Source organism: Rhodococcus sp. MTM3W5.2 (assembly GCF_001984015.1).
GTDB lineage: Bacteria > Actinomycetota > Actinomycetes > Mycobacteriales > Mycobacteriaceae > Rhodococcus_G > Rhodococcus_G oryzae.
The window spans coordinates 4336932-4355065 of sequence record NZ_CP019572.1; the positions used below are offsets into that span (position 1 = coordinate 4336932).

General features: G+C 67.1%; 22 protein-coding genes and 1 pseudogene. 11 read left to right on the plus strand and 12 right to left on the minus strand.

The genetic code is table 11. The annotated features are described in order from the left end of the window. Nucleotides 1-27: 27 nt before the first annotated feature. The gene (locus BTZ20_RS19560) at nt 28-1428 is read right to left on the minus strand and encodes a WS/DGAT domain-containing protein (protein WP_083742968.1); all 1401 of its coding nucleotides are present in this window, start codon (nt 1426-1428) and stop codon (nt 28-30) included. A 68-nt stretch (nt 1429-1496) separates the two neighbouring features. Continuing rightward, nucleotides 1497-1973 (minus strand): SRPBCC family protein, encoded by a 477-nt coding sequence (locus BTZ20_RS19565; protein ID WP_077042500.1) that lies wholly within the window; start codon nt 1971-1973, stop codon nt 1497-1499. Between the two features lie 166 nt (nt 1974-2139). Here BTZ20_RS19565 and BTZ20_RS19570 point away from each other — a divergent pair, with 166 nt between their 5' ends. Then, entirely contained in the window at nt 2140-2514 is a 375-nt protein-coding gene (locus BTZ20_RS19570; protein WP_083742969.1) for a helix-turn-helix domain-containing protein, read from the plus strand. A 16-nt stretch (nt 2515-2530) separates the two neighbouring features. On the opposite strand, the gene BTZ20_RS19575 is transcribed toward BTZ20_RS19570, so the two are convergent. From BTZ20_RS19575 to BTZ20_RS19590, 4 genes and pseudogenes are all read right to left on the minus strand, one after another. Continuing rightward, nucleotides 2531-3127, minus strand: a complete 597-nt coding sequence (locus BTZ20_RS19575) for an ATP-dependent Clp protease proteolytic subunit (protein WP_077042501.1) — start codon at nt 3125-3127, stop codon at nt 2531-2533. A 2-nt stretch (nt 3128-3129) separates the two neighbouring features. Then, a pseudogene (locus tag BTZ20_RS19580) lies at nt 3130-3731 on the minus strand (ClpP family protease). Nucleotides 3732-3804: 73 nt separating this feature from the next. Beyond that, nucleotides 3805-4242 carry a methyltransferase family protein gene (locus BTZ20_RS19585; RefSeq protein ID WP_223263420.1) on the minus strand — a complete coding sequence of 146 codons (438 nt, stop codon included), beginning with the start codon at nt 4240-4242 and terminating at the stop codon, nt 3805-3807. A gap of 185 nt (nt 4243-4427) precedes the next feature. Next, the gene (locus tag BTZ20_RS19590) at nt 4428-4640 is read right to left on the minus strand and encodes a DUF4287 domain-containing protein (protein WP_077042502.1); all 213 of its coding nucleotides are present in this window, start codon (nt 4638-4640) and stop codon (nt 4428-4430) included. A gap of 76 nt (nt 4641-4716) precedes the next feature. Here BTZ20_RS19590 and BTZ20_RS19595 point away from each other — a divergent pair, with 76 nt between their 5' ends. Further along, nucleotides 4717-5043 carry an ArsR/SmtB family transcription factor gene (locus BTZ20_RS19595; RefSeq protein ID WP_077042503.1) on the plus strand — a complete coding sequence of 109 codons (327 nt, stop codon included), beginning with the start codon at nt 4717-4719 and terminating at the stop codon, nt 5041-5043. A gap of 58 nt (nt 5044-5101) precedes the next feature. After that, on the plus strand, nt 5102-5530 hold the full coding sequence (locus BTZ20_RS19600; protein ID WP_145982358.1) for an SRPBCC family protein: 429 nt from the start codon (nt 5102-5104) through the stop codon (nt 5528-5530). Between the two features lie 10 nt (nt 5531-5540). Here the strand turns inward: BTZ20_RS19600 and BTZ20_RS19605 are convergent, their stop codons facing one another. Then, entirely contained in the window at nt 5541-5906 is a 366-nt protein-coding gene (locus BTZ20_RS19605; RefSeq protein WP_077042504.1) for a VOC family protein, read from the minus strand. A 93-nt stretch (nt 5907-5999) separates the two neighbouring features. Between BTZ20_RS19605 and BTZ20_RS19610 the strand changes: the two genes are divergently transcribed. After that, nucleotides 6000-6872, plus strand: coding sequence for a PE-PPE domain-containing protein (locus BTZ20_RS19610; protein WP_077042505.1), 873 nt, complete (start codon nt 6000-6002; stop codon nt 6870-6872). Between the two features lie 34 nt (nt 6873-6906). On the opposite strand, the gene BTZ20_RS19615 is transcribed toward BTZ20_RS19610, so the two are convergent. Next, nucleotides 6907-7161 (minus strand): hypothetical protein, encoded by a 255-nt coding sequence (locus BTZ20_RS19615; protein WP_136910480.1) that lies wholly within the window; start codon nt 7159-7161, stop codon nt 6907-6909. A 239-nt stretch (nt 7162-7400) separates the two neighbouring features. On the opposite strand from BTZ20_RS19615, the gene BTZ20_RS19620 reads away from it, so the two are divergent. Beyond that, entirely contained in the window at nt 7401-7736 is a 336-nt protein-coding gene (locus BTZ20_RS19620) for a hypothetical protein (protein WP_223263421.1), read from the plus strand. Nucleotides 7737-7836: 100 nt separating this feature from the next. On the opposite strand, the gene BTZ20_RS19625 is transcribed toward BTZ20_RS19620, so the two are convergent. Continuing rightward, nucleotides 7837-9312 carry an alkaline phosphatase D family protein gene (locus tag BTZ20_RS19625; protein ID WP_077042508.1) on the minus strand — a complete coding sequence of 492 codons (1476 nt, stop codon included), beginning with the start codon at nt 9310-9312 and terminating at the stop codon, nt 7837-7839. A 64-nt stretch (nt 9313-9376) separates the two neighbouring features. Continuing rightward, a complete protein-coding gene (locus tag BTZ20_RS28400; protein WP_223263422.1) occupies nt 9377-9514 on the minus strand; it encodes a hypothetical protein in 138 nt (45 codons plus the stop codon). Between the two features lie 154 nt (nt 9515-9668). Here BTZ20_RS28400 and BTZ20_RS19630 point away from each other — a divergent pair, with 154 nt between their 5' ends. From BTZ20_RS19630 to BTZ20_RS19640, 3 genes are all read left to right on the plus strand, one after another. After that, nucleotides 9669-10772: a DUF222 domain-containing protein gene (locus BTZ20_RS19630; RefSeq protein ID WP_077042509.1), complete on the plus strand. Its 1104-nt coding sequence runs from the start codon at nt 9669-9671 to the stop codon at nt 10770-10772. Next, complete coding sequence (locus BTZ20_RS19635; protein WP_077042510.1) at nt 10724-11080, plus strand: HNH endonuclease signature motif containing protein; 357 nt, start codon at nt 10724-10726, stop codon at nt 11078-11080. The genes BTZ20_RS19630 and BTZ20_RS19635 overlap by 49 nt, the downstream gene beginning before the upstream one ends. Nucleotides 11081-11258: 178 nt before the next feature. Then, nucleotides 11259-12236: a pseudouridine synthase gene (locus BTZ20_RS19640; protein ID WP_077042511.1), complete on the plus strand. Its 978-nt coding sequence runs from the start codon at nt 11259-11261 to the stop codon at nt 12234-12236. Nucleotides 12237-12244: 8 nt separating this feature from the next. On the opposite strand, the gene BTZ20_RS19645 is transcribed toward BTZ20_RS19640, so the two are convergent. Beyond that, entirely contained in the window at nt 12245-13174 is a 930-nt protein-coding gene (locus BTZ20_RS19645; RefSeq protein ID WP_077043843.1) for an arabinofuranosidase, read from the minus strand. Nucleotides 13175-13661: 487 nt separating this feature from the next. Between BTZ20_RS19645 and BTZ20_RS19650 the strand changes: the two genes are divergently transcribed. From BTZ20_RS19650 to BTZ20_RS19660, 3 genes are read left to right on the plus strand one after another with little or no spacing between them, the layout of a single operon-like run. Further along, nucleotides 13662-15698 (plus strand): toll/interleukin-1 receptor domain-containing protein, encoded by a 2037-nt coding sequence (locus BTZ20_RS19650; protein WP_077042512.1) that lies wholly within the window; start codon nt 13662-13664, stop codon nt 15696-15698. Further along, nucleotides 15656-16570, plus strand: a complete 915-nt coding sequence (locus BTZ20_RS19655; RefSeq protein WP_189636511.1) for a WD40 repeat domain-containing protein — start codon at nt 15656-15658, stop codon at nt 16568-16570. The genes BTZ20_RS19650 and BTZ20_RS19655 overlap by 43 nt, the downstream gene beginning before the upstream one ends. Nucleotides 16571-16587: 17 nt before the next feature. Next, nucleotides 16588-17724 (plus strand): WD40 repeat domain-containing protein, encoded by a 1137-nt coding sequence (locus BTZ20_RS19660; RefSeq protein WP_077042514.1) that lies wholly within the window; start codon nt 16588-16590, stop codon nt 17722-17724. 32 nt (nt 17725-17756) lie between these two features. Here the strand turns inward: BTZ20_RS19660 and BTZ20_RS27385 are convergent, their stop codons facing one another. Continuing rightward, nucleotides 17757-17903, minus strand: a complete 147-nt coding sequence (locus tag BTZ20_RS27385; protein ID WP_189636512.1) for a hypothetical protein — start codon at nt 17901-17903, stop codon at nt 17757-17759. Between the last annotated feature and the right edge of the window lie 231 nt (nt 17904-18134).

Genomic DNA, 18134 nt, shown 5'->3' on the forward strand with positions numbered 1-18134 from the left:
GTACTCCTTCGATGACTCGTCGAGTCGTCACTGCTCTGCCGGAGCTTCCGACACCGAATGCAGGGTATCCGGGGACGGCGCGGCTCGCCACCCGATTGGCCCGAATGCGGCGCTGACCTCGTCTATCGCCTCGTGCAGCATGGTCTCGTAGGCGTCGAGGTCGGCCAGCACGGACGGACTGGTGCTGACACCGATCGTGACGGTGTCACCGATGCCGTGCACTCCGTGTGTCAGGCCCATGAACTGGGACAACGCCGGGAATCCGGCCGTGAAACGCACCGGTCCGCCGCCGAGAGACAGGTCGGCCGGACCGCGGTCGACGCTGGAGACCACGGTGTTGCCGGTGACGGTGTCGGGGATCGCGCCGAAATCGAACTGCTCGACGCCCCACCGCACCAGCGGACCAGGAACCGAGCGCAGCGCGCGGTCCGCGGCCGCCGCGGCCGGGTGCTCGCCGCGGATCCGACGGGTTGCCATCGACGCGGCGATCGCCGCGGCACGTTCCCGCGGATCGGCGACGCCGGGATGCAAGTCGACCGCGACGTTGCGGAAGTGGTTCCGCGCCGTCGACTGCCCGGGCTTGGCGACCGTCACCTCCGCGGCGAGGTCTCCCGGCGCCGCGCTCCCCTGCGCCCGCAGGTACCGGGTCAGCGCCAGCGAGATCGCGGTCATCGCCCCCACCGTGACGGTGACGCCGGGCCCGCGCAGGTCCGCGGCGTCGCGGACCACCATCCGCACCGACCGGCGCTCGTCCGGCCGGGCATTGGTCGGCCCCTTGGGGAGGCTCGGCGGCTGCGGCGGCAGCACCCCCGCGGCGGTGTCGCGCTCGAGGTCGCGGTGGGTCCGGTGGGCGGGCACCGCGGCGGCCAGGAGGGCGGCCAGCTGCGCCGGGAGTCGGGCGGCCGCCAGCGTGAGCGCCCAGGCCGGCCGCCACGGCGCGCGGCTCGGCGCCCGCCGCACCGCAGCGTCCTGCCCACCGAACAGGGCTCGGGCCAGCGTCGAGGCGCCTCGACCGTCGGCCAGTGCGTGCGCGACCTGCAGCACCGCGACCACCGCGGGTCCGTCGCCGCACCGCGGCGCCCCGTGCGCGACCGCGAAAAGGTGCAGCTGCCACGGTGATTCGCGCGAGTCCAGTCGTTCGGTCAGCAGCTCTCCCACCGCCCGCAGGCAGTCCGGCCAGCTCTCGAGCGGCTCGTGGACCACCACGTGCTCGGCGCCGAGGTCCATCGGGACCCAGTGCGGGTAGTCGGCGTGGAACGGGACCTCGCGGATCTTGAGCCGCAGATCCGGGACGAGCGCGGCGCGCGCGAGGAGCGAGCGGCGCATCGCAGCCGTCGAGTCGGCCGGGTCCTCGAAGCAGTAGAGCAGGAACTGGTCGCTGTGGATCTTGGTGGAGATCCAGTACGTCTGCGCATCAGGGGGACTCATCCGCGGCACCGACGGAAGGTATCACCGACCGCCGGCCGCCGATGCGCCCGCAGGGGCGGACTAGGGAGCTATCCGGCCTCGGCGAGGGCCTTCAGCTTGGCCAGGCCCTTCTCGAAGTCCTTGCCCACCATCTTGTCCATGCTGAAGACGAACCCGAAGACCTTGAAGAACCAGTTCTTCCTACCGGTCATCTGCCAACGGAGCGTGGTGCGCGCACCGCTCGGCTCCAGCAGGAAGGTCGTCACGTTCTCGGCCTTGAACGGCTTGAGGAACGCCAGGTCCAGCACCACCTTCTGCCCGGGGACCGACTCGGTGATGACCATCGACCCCGATCCGGCCTTGCGGTTGCCCGACCAGGAGTAGGTGGCGCCGACCCCGCGGTCGGCCCCGCCGTAGGTCCTGGTCATGGTGGGGTCGAGCTCCTCCCAGGGCGACCACTCGGGCCAGCGGCGGAAGTCCTCGATGAGGCCGTGCAGCGTGGCCGGGCTCGCGGCGACGTCGATGGAGCGTTCCACCAGGAAGCTGTCCGTGCTCTCGGGTGCCATTGCGGTCTCCGTTTCCGTTGCGCCCGACGGCCGGGCTCTCGCCGAATTGTCCACCGCGGAACGGACGGTCGCCACCGAACCACGCGCGACGCCCGAACGCGTCGCCGGGTCAGCCCTCAGCGAACAACCGCGACTGTCGCCGCGGACCGGTGGCAGGCTTGCGGACATGACAGCTGCGGACCGGCCCGTCGTCGTCGACATCACCACGAGGCGACGCGACGGCCGACGCCCGGACCGCGACGACCGACCCGCTCCCCTGCTGCGGCAGGTCTATGGCGAGATCCTGCGCGACGAGCGCCGCGATCAGGACCGCACCCTCGACGACGTGGCACGCACGGTGGGCATGTCCAAGCAGTACCTCTCCGAAATGGAGCGCGGACGCAAGGAGCCGTCGTCGGAGATGCTGCGCTCGGTGTGCGACGCGCTCGGCATGCCGCTGGAGAATCTGCTGGCCCGAGGTGTGCGGCGACTGTCGTCCCAGCGGCACGCCGGTCAGCGCACGGTGACCGGTCCGCCGCGGGTGGAGCTGGTGGCCGCCTGATCGGCGACGCCGTCCGCTACGCCGCGTCCCTGGAGATGATGATCTGGTCCGCGAGGCCGTAGTCGAGCGCCTCCCGGGCGGTGAAGATCCGATCCCGGTCGGTGTCTTTGCGCAGTCGTGCCACGTCTTGACCGGTATGCGCGCTGAGGATCTCCTCGGTCTGCGACCGGACCCGCAGCACCTCCGCGGCCTGCAGGGCGAGATCGGAGATGGTGCCCTGGCCCTGCGCGGACGGTTGATGCAGCAACACCCGTGAATGCGCGAGCACGTGCCTGCGCCCCGGCGCGCCTGCGGCGAGCAGCACCGCCGAGGCGGACGCGGCCTGACCCATGCAATACGTGGCGACCGTGGGGCGCAGGAACTGCATGGTGTCGTAGATGGCGAGCATTGCTGTGGTCGAGCCGCCTGGTGAGTTGATGTACAGGCCGATCTCGCGGTCCGGCGCATCCGCCTCGAGGTGCAGCAGCTGCGCCATCACCACATTCGCCACACCGTCGTCGATCTCGGTACCAAGGAAGATGATCCGTTCGTTGAGCAGCCGGCTGAACACGTCGAAGGATCGTTCGCCCGCCGGGGTCCGCTCGATGACGCTGGGAATCGCGTACTGCGCCATGGCTACAGCCCCATCCGTCCTGTGGTCGCGAACGGCGCGATCTGCGCGAACGATCCGACCACGTGGTCGACCATCCCGTACTCGCGTGCCTGCTCGGGGTGAACCAGCGGTCCCTGTCGCTGTCGGCGGCGATCTCCTCGACCGTGCGGCCGGTCTCGGCCGCCAGGATCTCCTCCGACTGCCGCTTCATGTACTCCCAGTTGTCGGCCTGGATGGCGATGTCCATCGCCGTGCCGCCGATGCCTGCCGACGGCTGATGCATCATGATCCGGCTGTGCGCCAGGCTTATTCGCTTCCCGTGGGTGCCGGAGGCGAGCAATACCTGGCCCATGCTCGCGGCGAACCCCAGCGCGACGGTCACCACGTCGTTGGGGATCAGCTTCATGGTGTCGTAGATGGCGAGCCCGGCCAGCACGGAGCCGCCGGGTGAGTTGATGTAGACGACGACGTCGCGCTCGGCGTCGGCCGTCGCGAGCAGCACCATCTCGGCGCAGGCCCGCTCGGCCATCTCGTCGTTCACCTCACCGGTCAGCATCACGGTGCGCTGCCGGAACAGTCGGTCGGTGAGTTGGTCTCGGTAGGTCAGGGCTGGTGTCGCGGTCATGTGTTCCGTTGTATCCGCTTGGCGCGGTGGCGAATCGATTTGTCTGCCGAGGGCAGACGGATCCGGTCGGCGCCTAGAACACGAACGGGATCAGCCGTTTGGTCCGGCGCATGTACAGCCGGTACGGCTCGCCGAGACCCTCGGCCAGGGTCCGCTCCTCGTGCGGGATCCGCACCACGTAGCCGAGCACGAGCCCCAGCACCGCGAGGGGTGCGAGCCAGTTGGTGTATGCGATCGTGAACCCAAGGGCACAGATCAGCGCGCCGGTGTACGAGGGGTGCCGGATCCACCGGTACAGGCCGCTGTCCACCACTGTCTGACCAGGCGCGACCTGGACCCTGAACGTGAAGGCGGCCCCGAGTTCGGACACCGCACGCAGGCGCATGCCCTGACCCGCGGCCGCGATCGCCAGGCCCGCAACGAAATACCAGACTGCGCCCCTGGTGATCACCGTCGACGTGACGAGCAGGCTGATCGCCAGCCCACCCGCGTAGGCGACCAGCAGCCCCAACCCGACTGCGAGCCCGCTGCGGGCGTCCTGATCCCGCCCGGCGCTGCCGGGCGGGTACGCCCGATCCAGAACTCCGAGAACACAAAGGCCGTGAAAGCCGCCGCGAGGATCGCCCCGGCGGCGGGGTCGGACGCGAAGAGCGGGAGCACGGCACCGCCTCCTCGTCCTTCGCGTCCGTGGCCGATCTAGCCGGCCGCGTCCTCGTCCAGGGTGTGCTTGACCAGCGCGTTGGCGTGCCCGTGCCCCATCTCGTGCTCGGCCTTGAGCCAGTCGACGAGTTCCTTGTGCTTGGTCAGGTCCGACGACCGGATCATGGTCTGCCACTCCGCGATCGGCCGGCCGTACTTCTTCTCGATCGACGGGAAGTAGGACGCCGGACCCTTCACTGCTTCAGTCATGAATGGGACGCTACCTCCCAGAGTCTCGTCATTCCCGCCATTGACACCGTCAGACCCGCGGTCAATACTGAACTAGATGGTTCAGCATTCACGGCTCGACGCCTCGTTCGCGGCGCTCTCGGATCCCACCCGACGCGGGATCCTCGAACACCTCGGCCGGACGGACGCCACGGTCAGCGAGCTGGCGGAACGCTTCGAGATGACCCTCACCGGGATCACGAAGCACCTGCGCCTCCTCGAGGATGCGGGCATGGTCGTGACCGAGAAGCGCGGCCGCGTGCGCCACTGCCGACTCGGCACGAACCCGTTCGACCGCGAGCTCGCCTGGATCCGGGGTCACCAACTCGAGATCGAGGGCCGCCTGGACCGTCTCGGACAGTTCCTCAACCGCATGGAGGAGTAACGATGACCACACAACACACCCCCGCCGCCGCGACCGTGTCCACCCCGGGGACCGCGACATCCACGTCGAACGCGTCTTCAACGCCACCCGCGATCGAGTCTGGGCCGCGTACACCGAACCCGAGCAACTCGCCAAGTGGTGGGGTCGCGGGAACCCGCTCGACGTCGAACGCTGGGACTTCGAGCGCGGCGGCCACTGGCGGTTGGTCGAGCATCACGAGGGCGGAACCGACGGCTTCGAGGGGCGCTTCCGGGAGATCACCCCGAAGGAGCGGCTTGTCTACTCCTTTGAATGGGACGGCATGCCCGCGCACCCGTGCATCGATTCCGTCGAATTCGTCGACCTCGGCGACGGCCGCACCAAGGTCGTCATCGACAGCCAGTTCTTCACCGCCGCCGAACGCGACGGCATGCTGCAGTCGGGCATGGAGGGCGGCATGAACGACAGCTACGCGGCGCTCGACGCGCTGCTCGCGAAGACTGGGTGAACGCCGCCGCTCAGTCGTTCAGGCACAGGCAGAAGAGGTGCCCGGCCGGATCCCGGAACACCGCGAAGTCCGGGTGGTCCGCCGGTCCCTCGACGAGCTCCGCGCCCAGCCCGAGCACCCATCTCGTGGAGGCATCCATGTCGTCGATCCGCAGGTCGAGGTGCACCCGCACGCCGCGGGCCGGCCAGTCGACCGGGACGAAGTCGGGCGCGAGCTGGAACGCCAGCCGGAGGGCGCCCTGCCCCTGCAGGACCACCCAGTGGTCGTCCGACCGCGTGACCTCCCAGCCGAGCACCGCGCCATAGAAGGCGGCCAACGCGCCGGGATCTGGACAGTCCAGAACGGTGTATTCCATACCGATGGCGGGACGGGTCATGGCCTCGACCCTAGGCCGCGCCGGGCCCCGATTGCCAGGATCTTCTCAGGCGTCCCTGAACGGATCCTTACCCGGCGCGGGCATCGTGGACTCATGTCGCAGATAACCGTGCTCGCCGTCGGTGGCACCGGGGAGTCGCACCCCGACGACCGCCGCACCGAGGTGTCCGGGCTGCTGCGCGAGGTCACCGACACGCTCGACGGCCGCTTCGACGCCCGCTGGGTCGGCTACCCCGCCTCCTACGGCCCCGTCGCCGTCGGCGGGCTCAGCTACCGGCAGAGCACCGAGGTCGGCGTGCGACGGGTGATCGAGGCGGTTGCGGAGACCGACGGCCCGGTGATGCTGATCGGCTACTCGCAGGGCTGCACGGTGATCCGCGAGGTGCTGGGGCACATCGCCGCGGGGCACCTGGCCGCGGGCGGTATCGCCGCGGTCGGGCTGATCTCCGACCCCGAGCAGCCGGACGGCGCCGTGCCGGGCTGCCGCGGGTACGGCGTCGCCGGGCCTGGACCCGCGATACCGGAGTCGGTCCCGGTCCTGTGGGTCGGTCACCCCGAGGACATGATCTGCAACGCCAGCGATGACAGCTACGTGCGCGACATCGCGGATCTCACTCGTTGGATGTCGCTCCGGGAACCCCGCACCTGGCTGGGCAAGCTCTGGGAACTGCTCCGAGACAACAGCTTCCAGAACGCGACGAAGACCCGTCTGAGCGTCCGGCAGTGGCGCACGGACCTGCGGCGCCTGCGCACCGCCGCGCTCGAGGTGCTCGGTTACCTACCCGCGCGCTTGACCTGGGGTGGCGTCCGGGTGCGCAATCCGCGGGGCGGGCGGCACGTCGCCTACGCCACCGAACCGCTCGACGCGGGCGGGCTGACCGGATGCCAGGTGCTGGCGCAGTGGATCCAGGTGCAGGCGACGTTCGGGGCTCGACATGCGCGCCGCACGCTGACCCGGTCCGCCTGAGCACGACGAGCGCTCACTTCGCTGTGGATCTGGGTCAGGCGGGCTCGGGCGCGAGGTCGTCGGCGTCGGGGAACCGCATCTGCAGCCTGGCGATCATTCGGTGCACCTCATACATGCGCCGATCCAGCGCGCCTGCCCTGACGAGCAGTTCGGCGTGACGGGTGAGGTTGCCATCGCTTCGGGCGTGGACCGCGTCGGCCTCGGCCGATTCGATGCCTGACGCCAGGTCATCGACCTCCCGACGGAGCATGGCCAGGAACATCCGAGCCTGCGCTTGTTGCATCGGCATCGATCGGGACCTCCCTCGTGCTGGCGGCCCACTCCGGCCTTACGGCAGTGTCTCCGGACACTCCGGCCCGTCAACATGCGGACCGTCCAGTACGCGCGCGATACGGTGGGTCGTGTTCAGGGTCGGGTCCTCTAGCGTTGCAGGAGATCTGTTGTGAAGCTCGCTCGCAAGCTCGGTATGTGTGCCATCTCTGCCGCCGCGTTGGGGTTGTCGACCGCGGGGTTGCGGGGGCGGCGCCGGTGACCGTTCCGTTTCAGGTGAACCCGGCCCCGTACGGGAATCCCAACGGGAGCTTCGACGCTCCCGCGCCTCGGTGCGCGGCGGTGGTCGGCACCCAGCCCGGAGCTGTGGTGATCACCGGCGGGAATCCCGGCGGCTGGGGCTGCCCGCTGTCCTCGCAGGTGCAGTGGATGAACCTGTCGACCGGCGCGACCGGCACCACCCACCTGTCGGATGGGTTGAACGGGATCCCGGCCGCGGCGACGGTGAACACCGGGATCGGTCAGGTCGCCGTGATCCTCAACCCGGTAGCCGGGGCCGTCACTCCCGGTTTCGCGACGCTCTACGTGCCCTGACACCAGATACACCGACGAACGGGCGGTTTTCCGGGACGCCTACTCGACGTTCGTTCCGGAAACCGCCCGTTCGTGGGGCCTAGGCGCTATCGAGCGCTGGTCACAGGGTCTCGATCACCGACTGCCCGGCCGGGGTGCGCAGCGCCTTCGTCGTCTCCACGCCCGAGTTCGGGTTCAGCTTGTCTACGGTCCGGAACTGGAAGCGCGCCTCGGCGGCGTCGACCTCGAGAACCCCGTAGCCGTGATCGACCATGTCGGCGTGCCGCAGGTGCGGGTTCTTGGCGCGCCTGCTCGCCTCTTCGGCCCGCGCCGCTCCCGTGTCACTGCTGCCGGTGGCACCGCCGTCCCCGGTGTTGGCTGAGGTGACCGACGGGACCACGAACTCGACGCCCGCGCGCCGGGTGCCGGGCGCGTTCACCTGGGCACCGGTCGACGTGCCCGGCGCGAATCCGGTGTCCCACAACTCGCCCGCCCATCCGTCGTGGTCGTCACCGGTCACCAGGACCAGGTTCTCCACCGACTGGGCCGCGGTGGACAGGATCTCGGTTCGCTCGGCGCCATAGCCGTCCCAGGTGTCCATGTAGGCGCGGGCGCCGTCGTCCGCCACCGCCATGCCCATCATCATGTTGGCGTTCGCGATCACCTTCCACCGCGCATCCGATCCGGTCAGCCCGTCGAGGAGCCACCGCTTCTGCGTCGCTCCGAGCATGGTCCGGCTCGGCGCATCAGCCTCGGCGCAGACGACGAGTTCAGCGTCGCCGCAGGCCTGTCGGTCGCGGTACTGCCTGGTGTCCGGCGCGAACAGCTCCACCGTCTTGCCCACCCTCAGCGAGCGGTACGTGCGCGTCGGGTCGTTGGCGAAACGGGGAACCGGCATGTGCTCGAACCACGACTGCCACGCCCACTGCTTCTTCTGCTGGAACCCGATCGCGCCGTCGATGTCCGAGACCACCGGGAACGACCAGCCGTCCTTGCTGTAGTTGTTGCGGAACTCGTGGTCGTCCCAGATCGGGATGAACGCGTGCTGACTGTGCATCTGCCGCAGATTTTCGTCGGTACGGTATTGGCGGTACTTGTCCCGCATGGCGTCGATGGTCTGCGGGAACGCGTTGGTCGCGACACCCCGGACGCCGGGCTTGGTGAACTCGTACACGTAGTCGCCGAGGCACACGACGAAGTCGAGGTCCTCCGCGGCGAGATGCCGGTGTGCCGCGTAGTAGCCCTCCTCGAAGCCCTGGCAGGTGAACCAGCCGATGCGGACCGGCTCGTTGGAGTCGGCGGGCCGCAGCGTCCGGAAGCGACCGACGGGCGACTCGCCCCCGTTACCCCGGAACTGGTAGTAGTAGGCCTCCCCCGGAGCCAGTCCGTTCACATCGAAATGCACTGTGCCGTCGGCATCTTCACGTACCTGAACCCGCTCGGCGAGCACCGGGCTGGACAGGTCCTCCCGCTTCGAGACGACCAACGCCAATTCGCCGCCCGCGCCGCTGCTACCGGCACTGCCGCTGCCGAGGCTGCCGGTCCCGAGGCTGCCGGTGGCGCTGCCGGTTCCCCCGCCGCGCCCACGCGCGTCCACAAGGTCGCGCCGTCGGTGCGCGGCACCCCGGCCATGACCCCGTTGCCGAACTCGGGGTTGCGTATCAGTCCAGCCCCGGCATCGGGGCCTGGCGGAGGACGGGCGTGGCGTTCGCCGCGGCGGGCAGCAGGGTCGCGCCGCCGAGCACGGACAGGCCGGCCAGGAAGGCGCGGCGGGAAACGTTGGTGGGCGGAAAGGACACAAGCCACCTCAGGTGCGGTAGGGACAAATTCCAGATGACACTAGATGTGAACCGACCGTTCCGTGGTTGTTTCCCCACTGTTCACCATTGGCCCGGCGGCGGCATCATCGCGAGGTCTTGATATCGAACACTTGTTCGAATATACTTCAGGGGCATGGATCTCGATGAGATGCTCACCGCGCCACCGGATGTGGCCGCGTGGCAGCTCGCAGACGCCGAACTCCTCAGGTTGATCCCCGAGCTTTCGTTGCGGATGCGGCAGCTCGAGGCGCTGCGGGTCCGTCTGATTCATCAGGTCGATCAGCGGTGCGTCGCCGAACAGGTCGGGGCCTCCTCCCCCGGCAACTGGCTCGCCGGCGCGGCCACCATGACCCCCGGCCAGGCGAACAAGATCGTCAAACTCGGGCGGGAACTGGCCAATCATCCGGAGGTCGCCGCCGCATTCGACGCCGGCGACACCGATTACGACCAGATCCGGGTGATCGTCGAACTCCTGAACAAGGTGCCCGACCCTGATGCCCCGGCCCGCTCCGACGACAACGCCGCAACCGAGACCGACAGCGACGCTTCCGGTGACGGCGACGGCGACGGCGACGGCGACGGCGACGGCGAGAATGTGTTCGACATCGTCGGAACCGACGCCACCCGAACCGAGGCCTGCGCCCGCTACCTCCTCTACGCCGCCCGCACCGAAGACTCCACCACCCTCGCCCGGCGCGCGAAGGCACTCGAGCTGATCCTCAACGGGGACAAGAAGAACCCCGACTCCGAGAACACCGAACTCAACGAATTCCACGCCTCACCCGGACTCGGCGGCCGCGTCCATCTCAAAGGACACCTCGACGCCGCCTCCGGCGAAGCCCTCCTCACAGCCTTGTCGGCGCTGTCCAAGCCGCGCCCCGGAGCCGACAACCGCGACGGACAACACGGCAAAGACCAACGCACCCCAGCCCAACGCCGAGCCGACGCCCTCACCCACATCGTCCGCTCATATCTGGACTCCGGGCAGGCGCCCACCGAGGGCGGCGAACGACCACACATCAACGTCTTCGTCGACGCCGACGACCTCGCCGCCACCACCGACGACCACCAGCACCGTCACCACCACAAGGGGCGCCGGCGCGGACCGGCCTGGATGCCCTGGTTGGGGCCGATCTCGCTCGACCTCGCCGCCCAGATCTCCTGCGACGCCGACATCACCCCATCACCATGGACTCCGACGGCAACCCCATCGACGTCGGACGCACCACCCGCCTGATCCCCCGCAAACTCCGCCGCGCCCTGGCCGCGCGAGACTGCGGCTGCGCCTTCCCCGGCTGCGGACGACCCGCCGCCTGGACCGAAGGCCACCACATAATCCACTGGTCGAACGGCGGACCCACCAACCTGTCAAACCTGGTACTGCTCTGCCGCTTCCACCACACCACCATCCACCGCGGCGACTGGACCGTTCACATCAGCAAAGACGACGGCCACCCCTGGTTCACCCCACCCGCCTGGATCGACCCCCAACGAAAACCACTGCCGGCACACAACCGGCGCAACCAACTCCCCTTCGCCGCCTAACAGCGAAACCACAGGGCACCGCCCGACACCACCCAGAAACGGGAGGCGCCGGCGGTGCCCTGCGCTGTCAGTCTTCGTGGCCTACGGGCTGAGACGGCGGTACCGTGCGTTGTTTGCCTGGGTAGCGTTCCAGCCCCTCGTCGCGGCCCGCGGCACGTCCGCGCCAGTTATCGGTGGGATGATGATGCTCGTGCCGATGCCCTCACCGCTGCCCGTCAAGAACGGGGTCGGACCGACGCGGCTGCGCGTCCCGACGTCCGGGCCGTGGGCGACGATCGCCGAGTACGTCGTCGACAGGTTCGACCACCTCGACGCGGACGCACTGCACCGGCGGTTCGACGCCGGCGAGATCGTGGGCACCGACGGCCGTCCGATCGGCCGCGGCACGGCGCTGGGCGCGCACCCGTTCGTCTGGTACTACCGCAACCTGCCGGCGGAGGACCCGGTGCCGTTCCACGAGGAGATCCTGCACGTCGACGACGACCTCGTCGTGATCGACAAGCCGCACTTCCTCCCGACCACGCCGAGCGGGCGCTACCTGCGCGAGTCGGCACTCGTCCGGCTGCGGGTCCGCCTCGACAACCCGGACCTGGCGCCGATCCATCGACTCGACCGCGGGACCGCAGGCCTGGTGATGTTCTCGGCCCGCCCCGCGACGCGAGGCGCATACCAGTCGCTGTTCGAGAAGCGGCGGGTCACGAAGGTCTACGAGGCGGTGTCGGCGCGACCGCCCAGGTGGGACCCGGACGCCCCGACGCTTGCCGGTCGCGCCGTTCCCCTCGTCTACCGCAACCACATCCAGGCTCGGCGAGGCGAGTTGCGGGCCGTCGTCGACGACTCACGTGAGCCCAACGCCGAGACGGCAGTCGAGGTGCGTGACACCGGCGTCAGCGCCTCCGGACGCGCTGTGATGCACACGGTCCTGCGTCCGCACACCGGGCGGATGCACCAGTTGCGGATCCATCTGGCGGCGCTCGGCGTCGGGATCCTGGGCGACCGCTTGTACCCCGACCTACAGCCTGAGGCGCCGGACGATCATTATCTCCCGCTCCAATTGCTCGCGCGAGAACTGGAATTCACCGATCCGCTGTCGGGGATGCCGCAACGGTTCGTCACCCGGCGGACGTTGAGCGAGGCGCCCGTGTCGGGGCGCTGAGCATGCTGTTACGCAGGTTCTCTCATCACGCCGACATGGCGCACCGTCCCGGAAAGGCCTGGAAGCTCTTGCACGGGCGACCAGGTGTTCAGCCCATCCGTGCTGTCGGAATAGAGGTACTTTCCGTCGGTATAGGCGTCGAGATACATCCGCCAGGAGCCGTTCGGCAACTGGACCACGGCCGGGCCCTCCACCGGCGAACCCCAATTTCCGGGCGGGACGAACGAATAGGGTCCCGTCACCGACGACGCGACCGCATGCTCGATGACCTTCTTCGTCTCGTTCTTGGTGAACGCATGGTAGGTCGATCCCACCTTGACCACGGTGGTGTCGATGTGGTCCGCGCCGATCCCGTCGAGCGGGACCGGCAGGCTCCAGAACCGGAGTGACGGGTCGAGCGCCGTCATCAGATACGGCACGAATCCTCCGCCGGTCGACATCGACAGGATGACGTTGACGCGGTCGCCGTCCACAAACCATTCGGGCGCCCAGGCCTTGGTGGTGAACGGCGACAGCGACGGTCCGTCGCTGAACCCGGCCGACCCCGAGGAACCCGGCGGGCTCGCCGAGCCGGTGCCGTCCCCGGTGCCCGGCAGGAAGGCGCAGCAGAACGGGACCGGCCAGGAGGCCAGGTACGTCCAGTCGATCCGGTCACTGCTGCGCGCGAAGCCGATGTTCGCCCCGTCGACGGTCGTGTAGGTGAGGTAGTAGGACCCGTCCGTATGCCGGAAGATGCTCGAGTCGCGCACCACCCCCGACGGGGGCCGATACGCCGACAGTCGGAGGGGCTGGAAATGAGTGGCGTCCGCCGACTCGTATACATCCAGGTCGTGGTCGCTGACGTTGCTAAACGCCACCATCGTGTATCGCCAGTCTGGCGGCGGCGCGGCGCCACTGCTCCCCGAGGCCGCGACCAGCAGGCCCGCGACAACGAGCATCACCGTCGATATAGCGGAAAAGGTGGTTCGCTTGGTGAGCGTCACCGGTGCAGTATCTCTGGCAACAGGCGCACAATGCACAGCTTTGGCAACAGGCGCAGCTGATCGTTACCGACGGCAGTATGACGACGCCGTATATGAGCGAGGACTATGCCACTACACGTTGAATCGGAACGCCCGATCAGCAGATCCAGTTCGCTCTCGACCCGATCAAGCTGACGATCGAGGTGGTCGTCACCAAAGGACGCGAACGGCAAGATCGGCTGCAAGGTCCTCGAATTCGGCGGCTCCTAGGCGAAGGCCACCACCTCCCCGGCCGTCAGGCGGTCGAACGCTCCGCACTGATCCATCGCGGCCATCAAGGGAAGACGTACTCACGCGGTGACCAATGAATTACAGCGTATTCGAGTAGTCCACTACGCATTCCGGATCGGTGAACGAGAGCTAGGTTTGGCTGTGGCGCCAGCAATAGAGCAGGGAGGCACTCGTGGCAAACGTCTTCATCAGTCACGCAAGCGCCGACCATGCCTGGGCGGAGGAGATACGTCGGTGGCTGTCCGAAGACGCGCACGAGGTGTTCTTCGACCGCGATAAGCGTGATGGAATACCCGCGGGGGACGAGTGGGAACCGCGACTATACGAACGTCTTCGGTGGGCAGACGCCGTCGTCTGTATTGTCACACCCTCATATCTAGAGTCGGTATGGTGTGCGGCGGAGATTGGTGCCGCGCGCGCGTTGGGCAGTGAACTGCTGCCTGTGCGTGCCACTTCCGAGTCAGTGAACCATCGACTGTTGAAGCTCAAACAGTACGTCGACGTGGCTCGGGACCCAGTGGACGCGCGTGAGCGTTTGCGGTCACGATTGAGCGTAATCGACGGCGGCGGTGGCCGGGGCTGGCCAGACGACCAGTCGCCCTACCCGGGGTTGCGCGCATTCGAAACCAGTGAGCACCGTGTGTTCTTCGGGCGGAGCCGCGAAATCACCCAGATCGCCGAAAGGCTTCGGTCACCCGCGGAACGAGCCGCACGGACAATTCTCACCGTTGTGGGACCCTCCGGGTGCGGGAAGTCGTCGCTGATTCGCGCCGGGGTTCTTCCCCGTATTGCCGGCGAAGAACACTGGCTGCCCTTACCACCGATCCAGCCGGGAACTGATCCGCTGGGAAGCCTTACGCGTGCAATCGCCGCTGTCACCCGTGGACGGCACATTCCCTTCGATGTGACATCACTGCGTAAGGACCTCCACCGCGACGGGCTCAAAGCCATCTCAACCGACCTTCTCCTTGCGGCGGGCGTCGACAGCCAGTGCAAGCTGTTGATAGTCATCGACCAGTACGAAGAGTTACTCACCCAAACCGAACGGGACGAACGCGCCGAGTTGGTGGCCGCGCTCGAACCGGCCCTCGGAGGCCCCGTTCAGGTCCTGGCAACGCTGCGCCCGGAGTTCCTCGACCCCCTGTCCACAGACGCAGACTTGTCGAAACTGGCGCTGCGAATACACCAGGTTCGACCCCTTCAATCCGACGCCTTGCGCTCAGTCGTTGAGGAGCCCGCTAAGGTCGCCGGACTAGAGTTCGAAGACGATCTGGTCACTCGCCTAATCGCGGACACCGGCAGCGGCGAGGCACTCCCGCTGCTGGCCTTCACACTCGAGCAGCTCACCCGCGGCACCAAGCGGGGAGGCGAACTGACGCACCAGCACTACGTCGGTATCGGCGGCGTGCGGGGCGCCCTTCAACGTCAAGCCGATGCAGCGCTAGCAGACGCGTGCAGCAAGGCCGGGGTGACGCGCCATCAGATCATTTCAGCGTTGCTGGACCTGGTGACGATCGATGAGCAGGGCAGACCGACGAAACGGCGAGCTGCACTCGACGAATTCTCGAGCACCATCGTTGACGAGCTTGAGCCGTTCGTGGATCGGCGACTGCTGTCCACCGAAGCCGAAGGTGAGCGCACGTCCGTTTCGGTGGCGCATGAAGCATTCCTGGTGAATTGGCCACCGCTCAATAATGAGATCGAGGCGCAGGCAGCCGCCCTGCGAGCGCGTCGCGTGGTGGAAAGCGCCGCAAATGACTGGGCTGCGGGCGGCCGCGACGACAGCGCGCTGCTGCAGGGCCGGCGACTCGCCAAGGCAACCGTTGACATCGGCGCGGAGTTGGAACGCGTCGCCAACGGCGACGGGACCCTCACCTCGGCTGGAGAACGGCGCTTGACGTTACCCACATGGTGGCCCGGGGACCGTCGGCTGGTCACCCGGGTAGACCTCAACAAGGGGGGCGGGCGTTCCTCGAAGCCAGCATCCGAACCGATCGATCCCGCCGCCGACTCCGAATCATCCAAGTGGTGGGTGTCATCGTGGTCCTCACAGTCGCAGCCATCACCGCGGGGGTGGGCTTTGTCCAAGCCAACTACGCCGCGGAGCGCGCATACCAGCGCCTGCAAGAATCGACCGCGCTCCGACTGGTGTCGGAGGGGCAAGCGATGCTCGCCAACGTTCATGAGGGCGGCGATGTGCGCGCGATAAACCAAATCCTCGCCGCGCAAAAGATCGCAGCCAAACCAGACGAAGGCGCGCTCCTCAACGCATTGCAGGCCACGCCCGACCAACTGAAAATCATCGACACCGGGGCGGTCGTCCACCGGGCCGCGGTCTCCACTGATGGTCAGCGAATCATGTCCGCGAGCGGCACTCGGTCATTCAACGACTCCACCGTGACATTCCGGGATGCCGGCACGGGCCTCGTCACGGCGACCTTTCCCGCGTTCACGTTCAGTGCGGACGGCAGTCGAGTTCTGTCGTTCACCGACGACCGCACTCTTCAAGTGCGCGACACACGAACGGGACAGCCGGTGGGACCCGCGACAGTTCCGAACAAGGATGGCGGCTCCCTCATGGACTTGGAATTCAGCCCAGACAGCCGCAAGATCGTGTTCGCCCAGTATCCCGCACTTCTGCACTTGTGGGACATCGAGAGCGGCAAGGTTATCCAGATGACCGGGTTCTCCGAAGGCATCAGCGGCGTCGCCTTCGTGCCGGACGGTCGCCGAGTGGTGACGAGCGGCTACGACGGTTCCATCCGCGTTTGGGACGCCGAGTCCGGTCTTCAACTTTCGCAGCCTATCTCGATGAAAGACCCGGACTCGGCCTCTGCGCTTGCGGTATCAAAGGACGGGCGGCGCCTCATAACCGACGGCGAGCTCAGCAACGGAATCCGCATTTGGGACCTGGAGACTGGACATCTGATCGCGCACGGGGAAGAACACGCGGCGAAGTTCCAAAACTACGTCAGGTCGGTCGCTGTCAGCCGTGATGGCCGTCGAATCGTGTCCGGAAGCATGGACCACACGATCCAGATATACGATGCGGAAACAGCAGTGCCGATTGGGGCCCGCTGACCGGACACCGCGACGAAGTGGCTGCTCTCGCGTTCAGCGCCGATGGGGAGCAGATCATCTCAGGAAGCTCGGACAAGACTATTCGCATCTGGAAGGCCAACCCGAGCAATTCCTTGAGCAAACCGATTACGGGCGCCATCAAATCCGACGTCGCGATTAGCCCCGACGCGCGGCGGATCGTGTGGTACGGCGGCGCAAAAATCAACGTCTGGGACGCGCAAACATTCAAGCCTGTCCTCGCTCCGTTAGTGGGAGAAGCGTACACTTTTGCGCTTAGCCGCGACGGCTCACGCATCGCCACTGTGAACGCAACCACTGTCACCATTTGGGATGCGAATACCGGCGAACGACTAAATGAATGGAAGACCGGCCAAGAGCTTAGCCCTTCCTTCAGCGGGATCTCCTTCAGCCCAGACGGCCAGAAGATCGCGACATTCGGAGGCACCGTGGACAATATCGGCCTGAACCAGACTTCCGACATGAGCATCATTGTCTGGGACGCAAGATCCGGCGAACAGATCGGCCTCCCAGTGGACCAGCATATCGACTGGGTCAGCAGCGCGGCATTCAGCCCGGATTCACAATACCTCGCCTACAACAAGGACCAGCAACTAAGAATCGTGGATGTGGCGCCGGACCACACGGAGAAAGAGCTGTCCGCCGACAACCGACGTGTGCTTTATCTGGTCTACCGACCCGACGGTACGCAGCTCCTGACCGCAGACGATAAAACCATCCGTCTGCTCGGCACCCACTCCGGTCAGGTCCTCGCCGAAATGACCGACACCGGCGGGATGCAAACACCGGCATTCAGCGCTGACGGCAAATACATCATCTCCGGCCAAGGAGGCAACATCCGCATCTGGGACGCCGAAACCCATCTGGCCATCGGCGACCTTACCGAGGGAAGCAAAGACATTGGCAGCCTCGCAATCACCGACGACAACCGACACATCGTCGCTGATAATTTGCAGTCCGACAAATTCACGGCTGCAGGACTTTGGCCCGGCCCAGCAGAGTGGCCAGACCTACTGTGTGCCAAGCTAACTCAAAACATGAATGAAGAACAATGGAATGAATGGGTCGATCCTTCCATCCCGTACGACAAGCCATGCCGCGATCTGCCCAAAGCTCCCGACCAGGCACCTGGATAGACGTGACACCGTGCGCCGCTACCCGACTAAGGTCACCCGCGAACGAATTCGAGGCGCCGCGCGCCCGCACGCACGGTGCCCGAGTACTGCGGGCCACGCCCGGCGGTCTGGGTGGCGTCGAACAGCGGGCGCCGACCACCGAGTCGACCGTTCGCGGCTGCGGCGGCCAGCCCGGCCATCGCGTTTCGCGGACGACGTCGCGTTCGAGCCAGGCGGCGACAAGCTGGTCTCGAATCCGACCCAAGAGTAGTGGAACGACTAGGGCATGCCTCCTAATCGGCAAGGAGTCTAAGCCAGGTGCAAACCGCTGAGAGCATCACGCCGGCCCGATAGGTAAGCGCGAGTTGGTCGCAACAGGGCGCCAATGATCTACGCGACTGCGGACGAAGAGTCTCAAATAGGCTGTTGAG

Excerpts from the sequence above, each read along its gene's own strand:
- BTZ20_RS19560 (WP_083742968.1), bottom strand. The coding sequence starts at position 1,428 with ATGAGTCCCCCTGATGCGCAGACGTACTGGATCTCCACCAAGATCCAC.
- BTZ20_RS19565 (WP_077042500.1), bottom strand. The coding sequence starts at position 1,973 with ATGGCACCCGAGAGCACGGACAGCTTCCTGGTGGAACGCTCCATCGAC.
- BTZ20_RS19570 (WP_083742969.1), top strand. The coding sequence starts at position 2,140 with ATGACAGCTGCGGACCGGCCCGTCGTCGTCGACATCACCACGAGGCGA.
- BTZ20_RS19575 (WP_077042501.1), bottom strand. The coding sequence starts at position 3,127 with ATGGCGCAGTACGCGATTCCCAGCGTCATCGAGCGGACCCCGGCGGGC.
- BTZ20_RS19590 (WP_077042502.1), bottom strand. The coding sequence starts at position 4,640 with ATGACTGAAGCAGTGAAGGGTCCGGCGTCCTACTTCCCGTCGATCGAG.
- BTZ20_RS19595 (WP_077042503.1), top strand. The coding sequence starts at position 4,717 with ATGGTTCAGCATTCACGGCTCGACGCCTCGTTCGCGGCGCTCTCGGAT.
- BTZ20_RS19605 (WP_077042504.1), bottom strand. The coding sequence starts at position 5,906 with ATGACCCGTCCCGCCATCGGTATGGAATACACCGTTCTGGACTGTCCA.
- BTZ20_RS19610 (WP_077042505.1), top strand. The coding sequence starts at position 6,000 with ATGTCGCAGATAACCGTGCTCGCCGTCGGTGGCACCGGGGAGTCGCAC.
- BTZ20_RS19615 (WP_136910480.1), bottom strand. The coding sequence starts at position 7,161 with ATGCCGATGCAACAAGCGCAGGCTCGGATGTTCCTGGCCATGCTCCGT.
- BTZ20_RS19630 (WP_077042509.1), top strand. The coding sequence starts at position 9,669 with ATGGATCTCGATGAGATGCTCACCGCGCCACCGGATGTGGCCGCGTGG.
- BTZ20_RS19635 (WP_077042510.1), top strand. The coding sequence starts at position 10,724 with ATGGACTCCGACGGCAACCCCATCGACGTCGGACGCACCACCCGCCTG.
- BTZ20_RS19640 (WP_077042511.1), top strand. The coding sequence starts at position 11,259 with ATGATGATGCTCGTGCCGATGCCCTCACCGCTGCCCGTCAAGAACGGG.
- BTZ20_RS19645 (WP_077043843.1), bottom strand. The coding sequence starts at position 13,174 with ATGCTCGTTGTCGCGGGCCTGCTGGTCGCGGCCTCGGGGAGCAGTGGC.
- BTZ20_RS19655 (WP_189636511.1), top strand. The coding sequence starts at position 15,656 with ATGCTCGCCAACGTTCATGAGGGCGGCGATGTGCGCGCGATAAACCAA.
- BTZ20_RS27385 (WP_189636512.1), bottom strand. The coding sequence starts at position 17,903 with ATGGCCGGGCTGGCCGCCGCAGCCGCGAACGGTCGACTCGGTGGTCGG.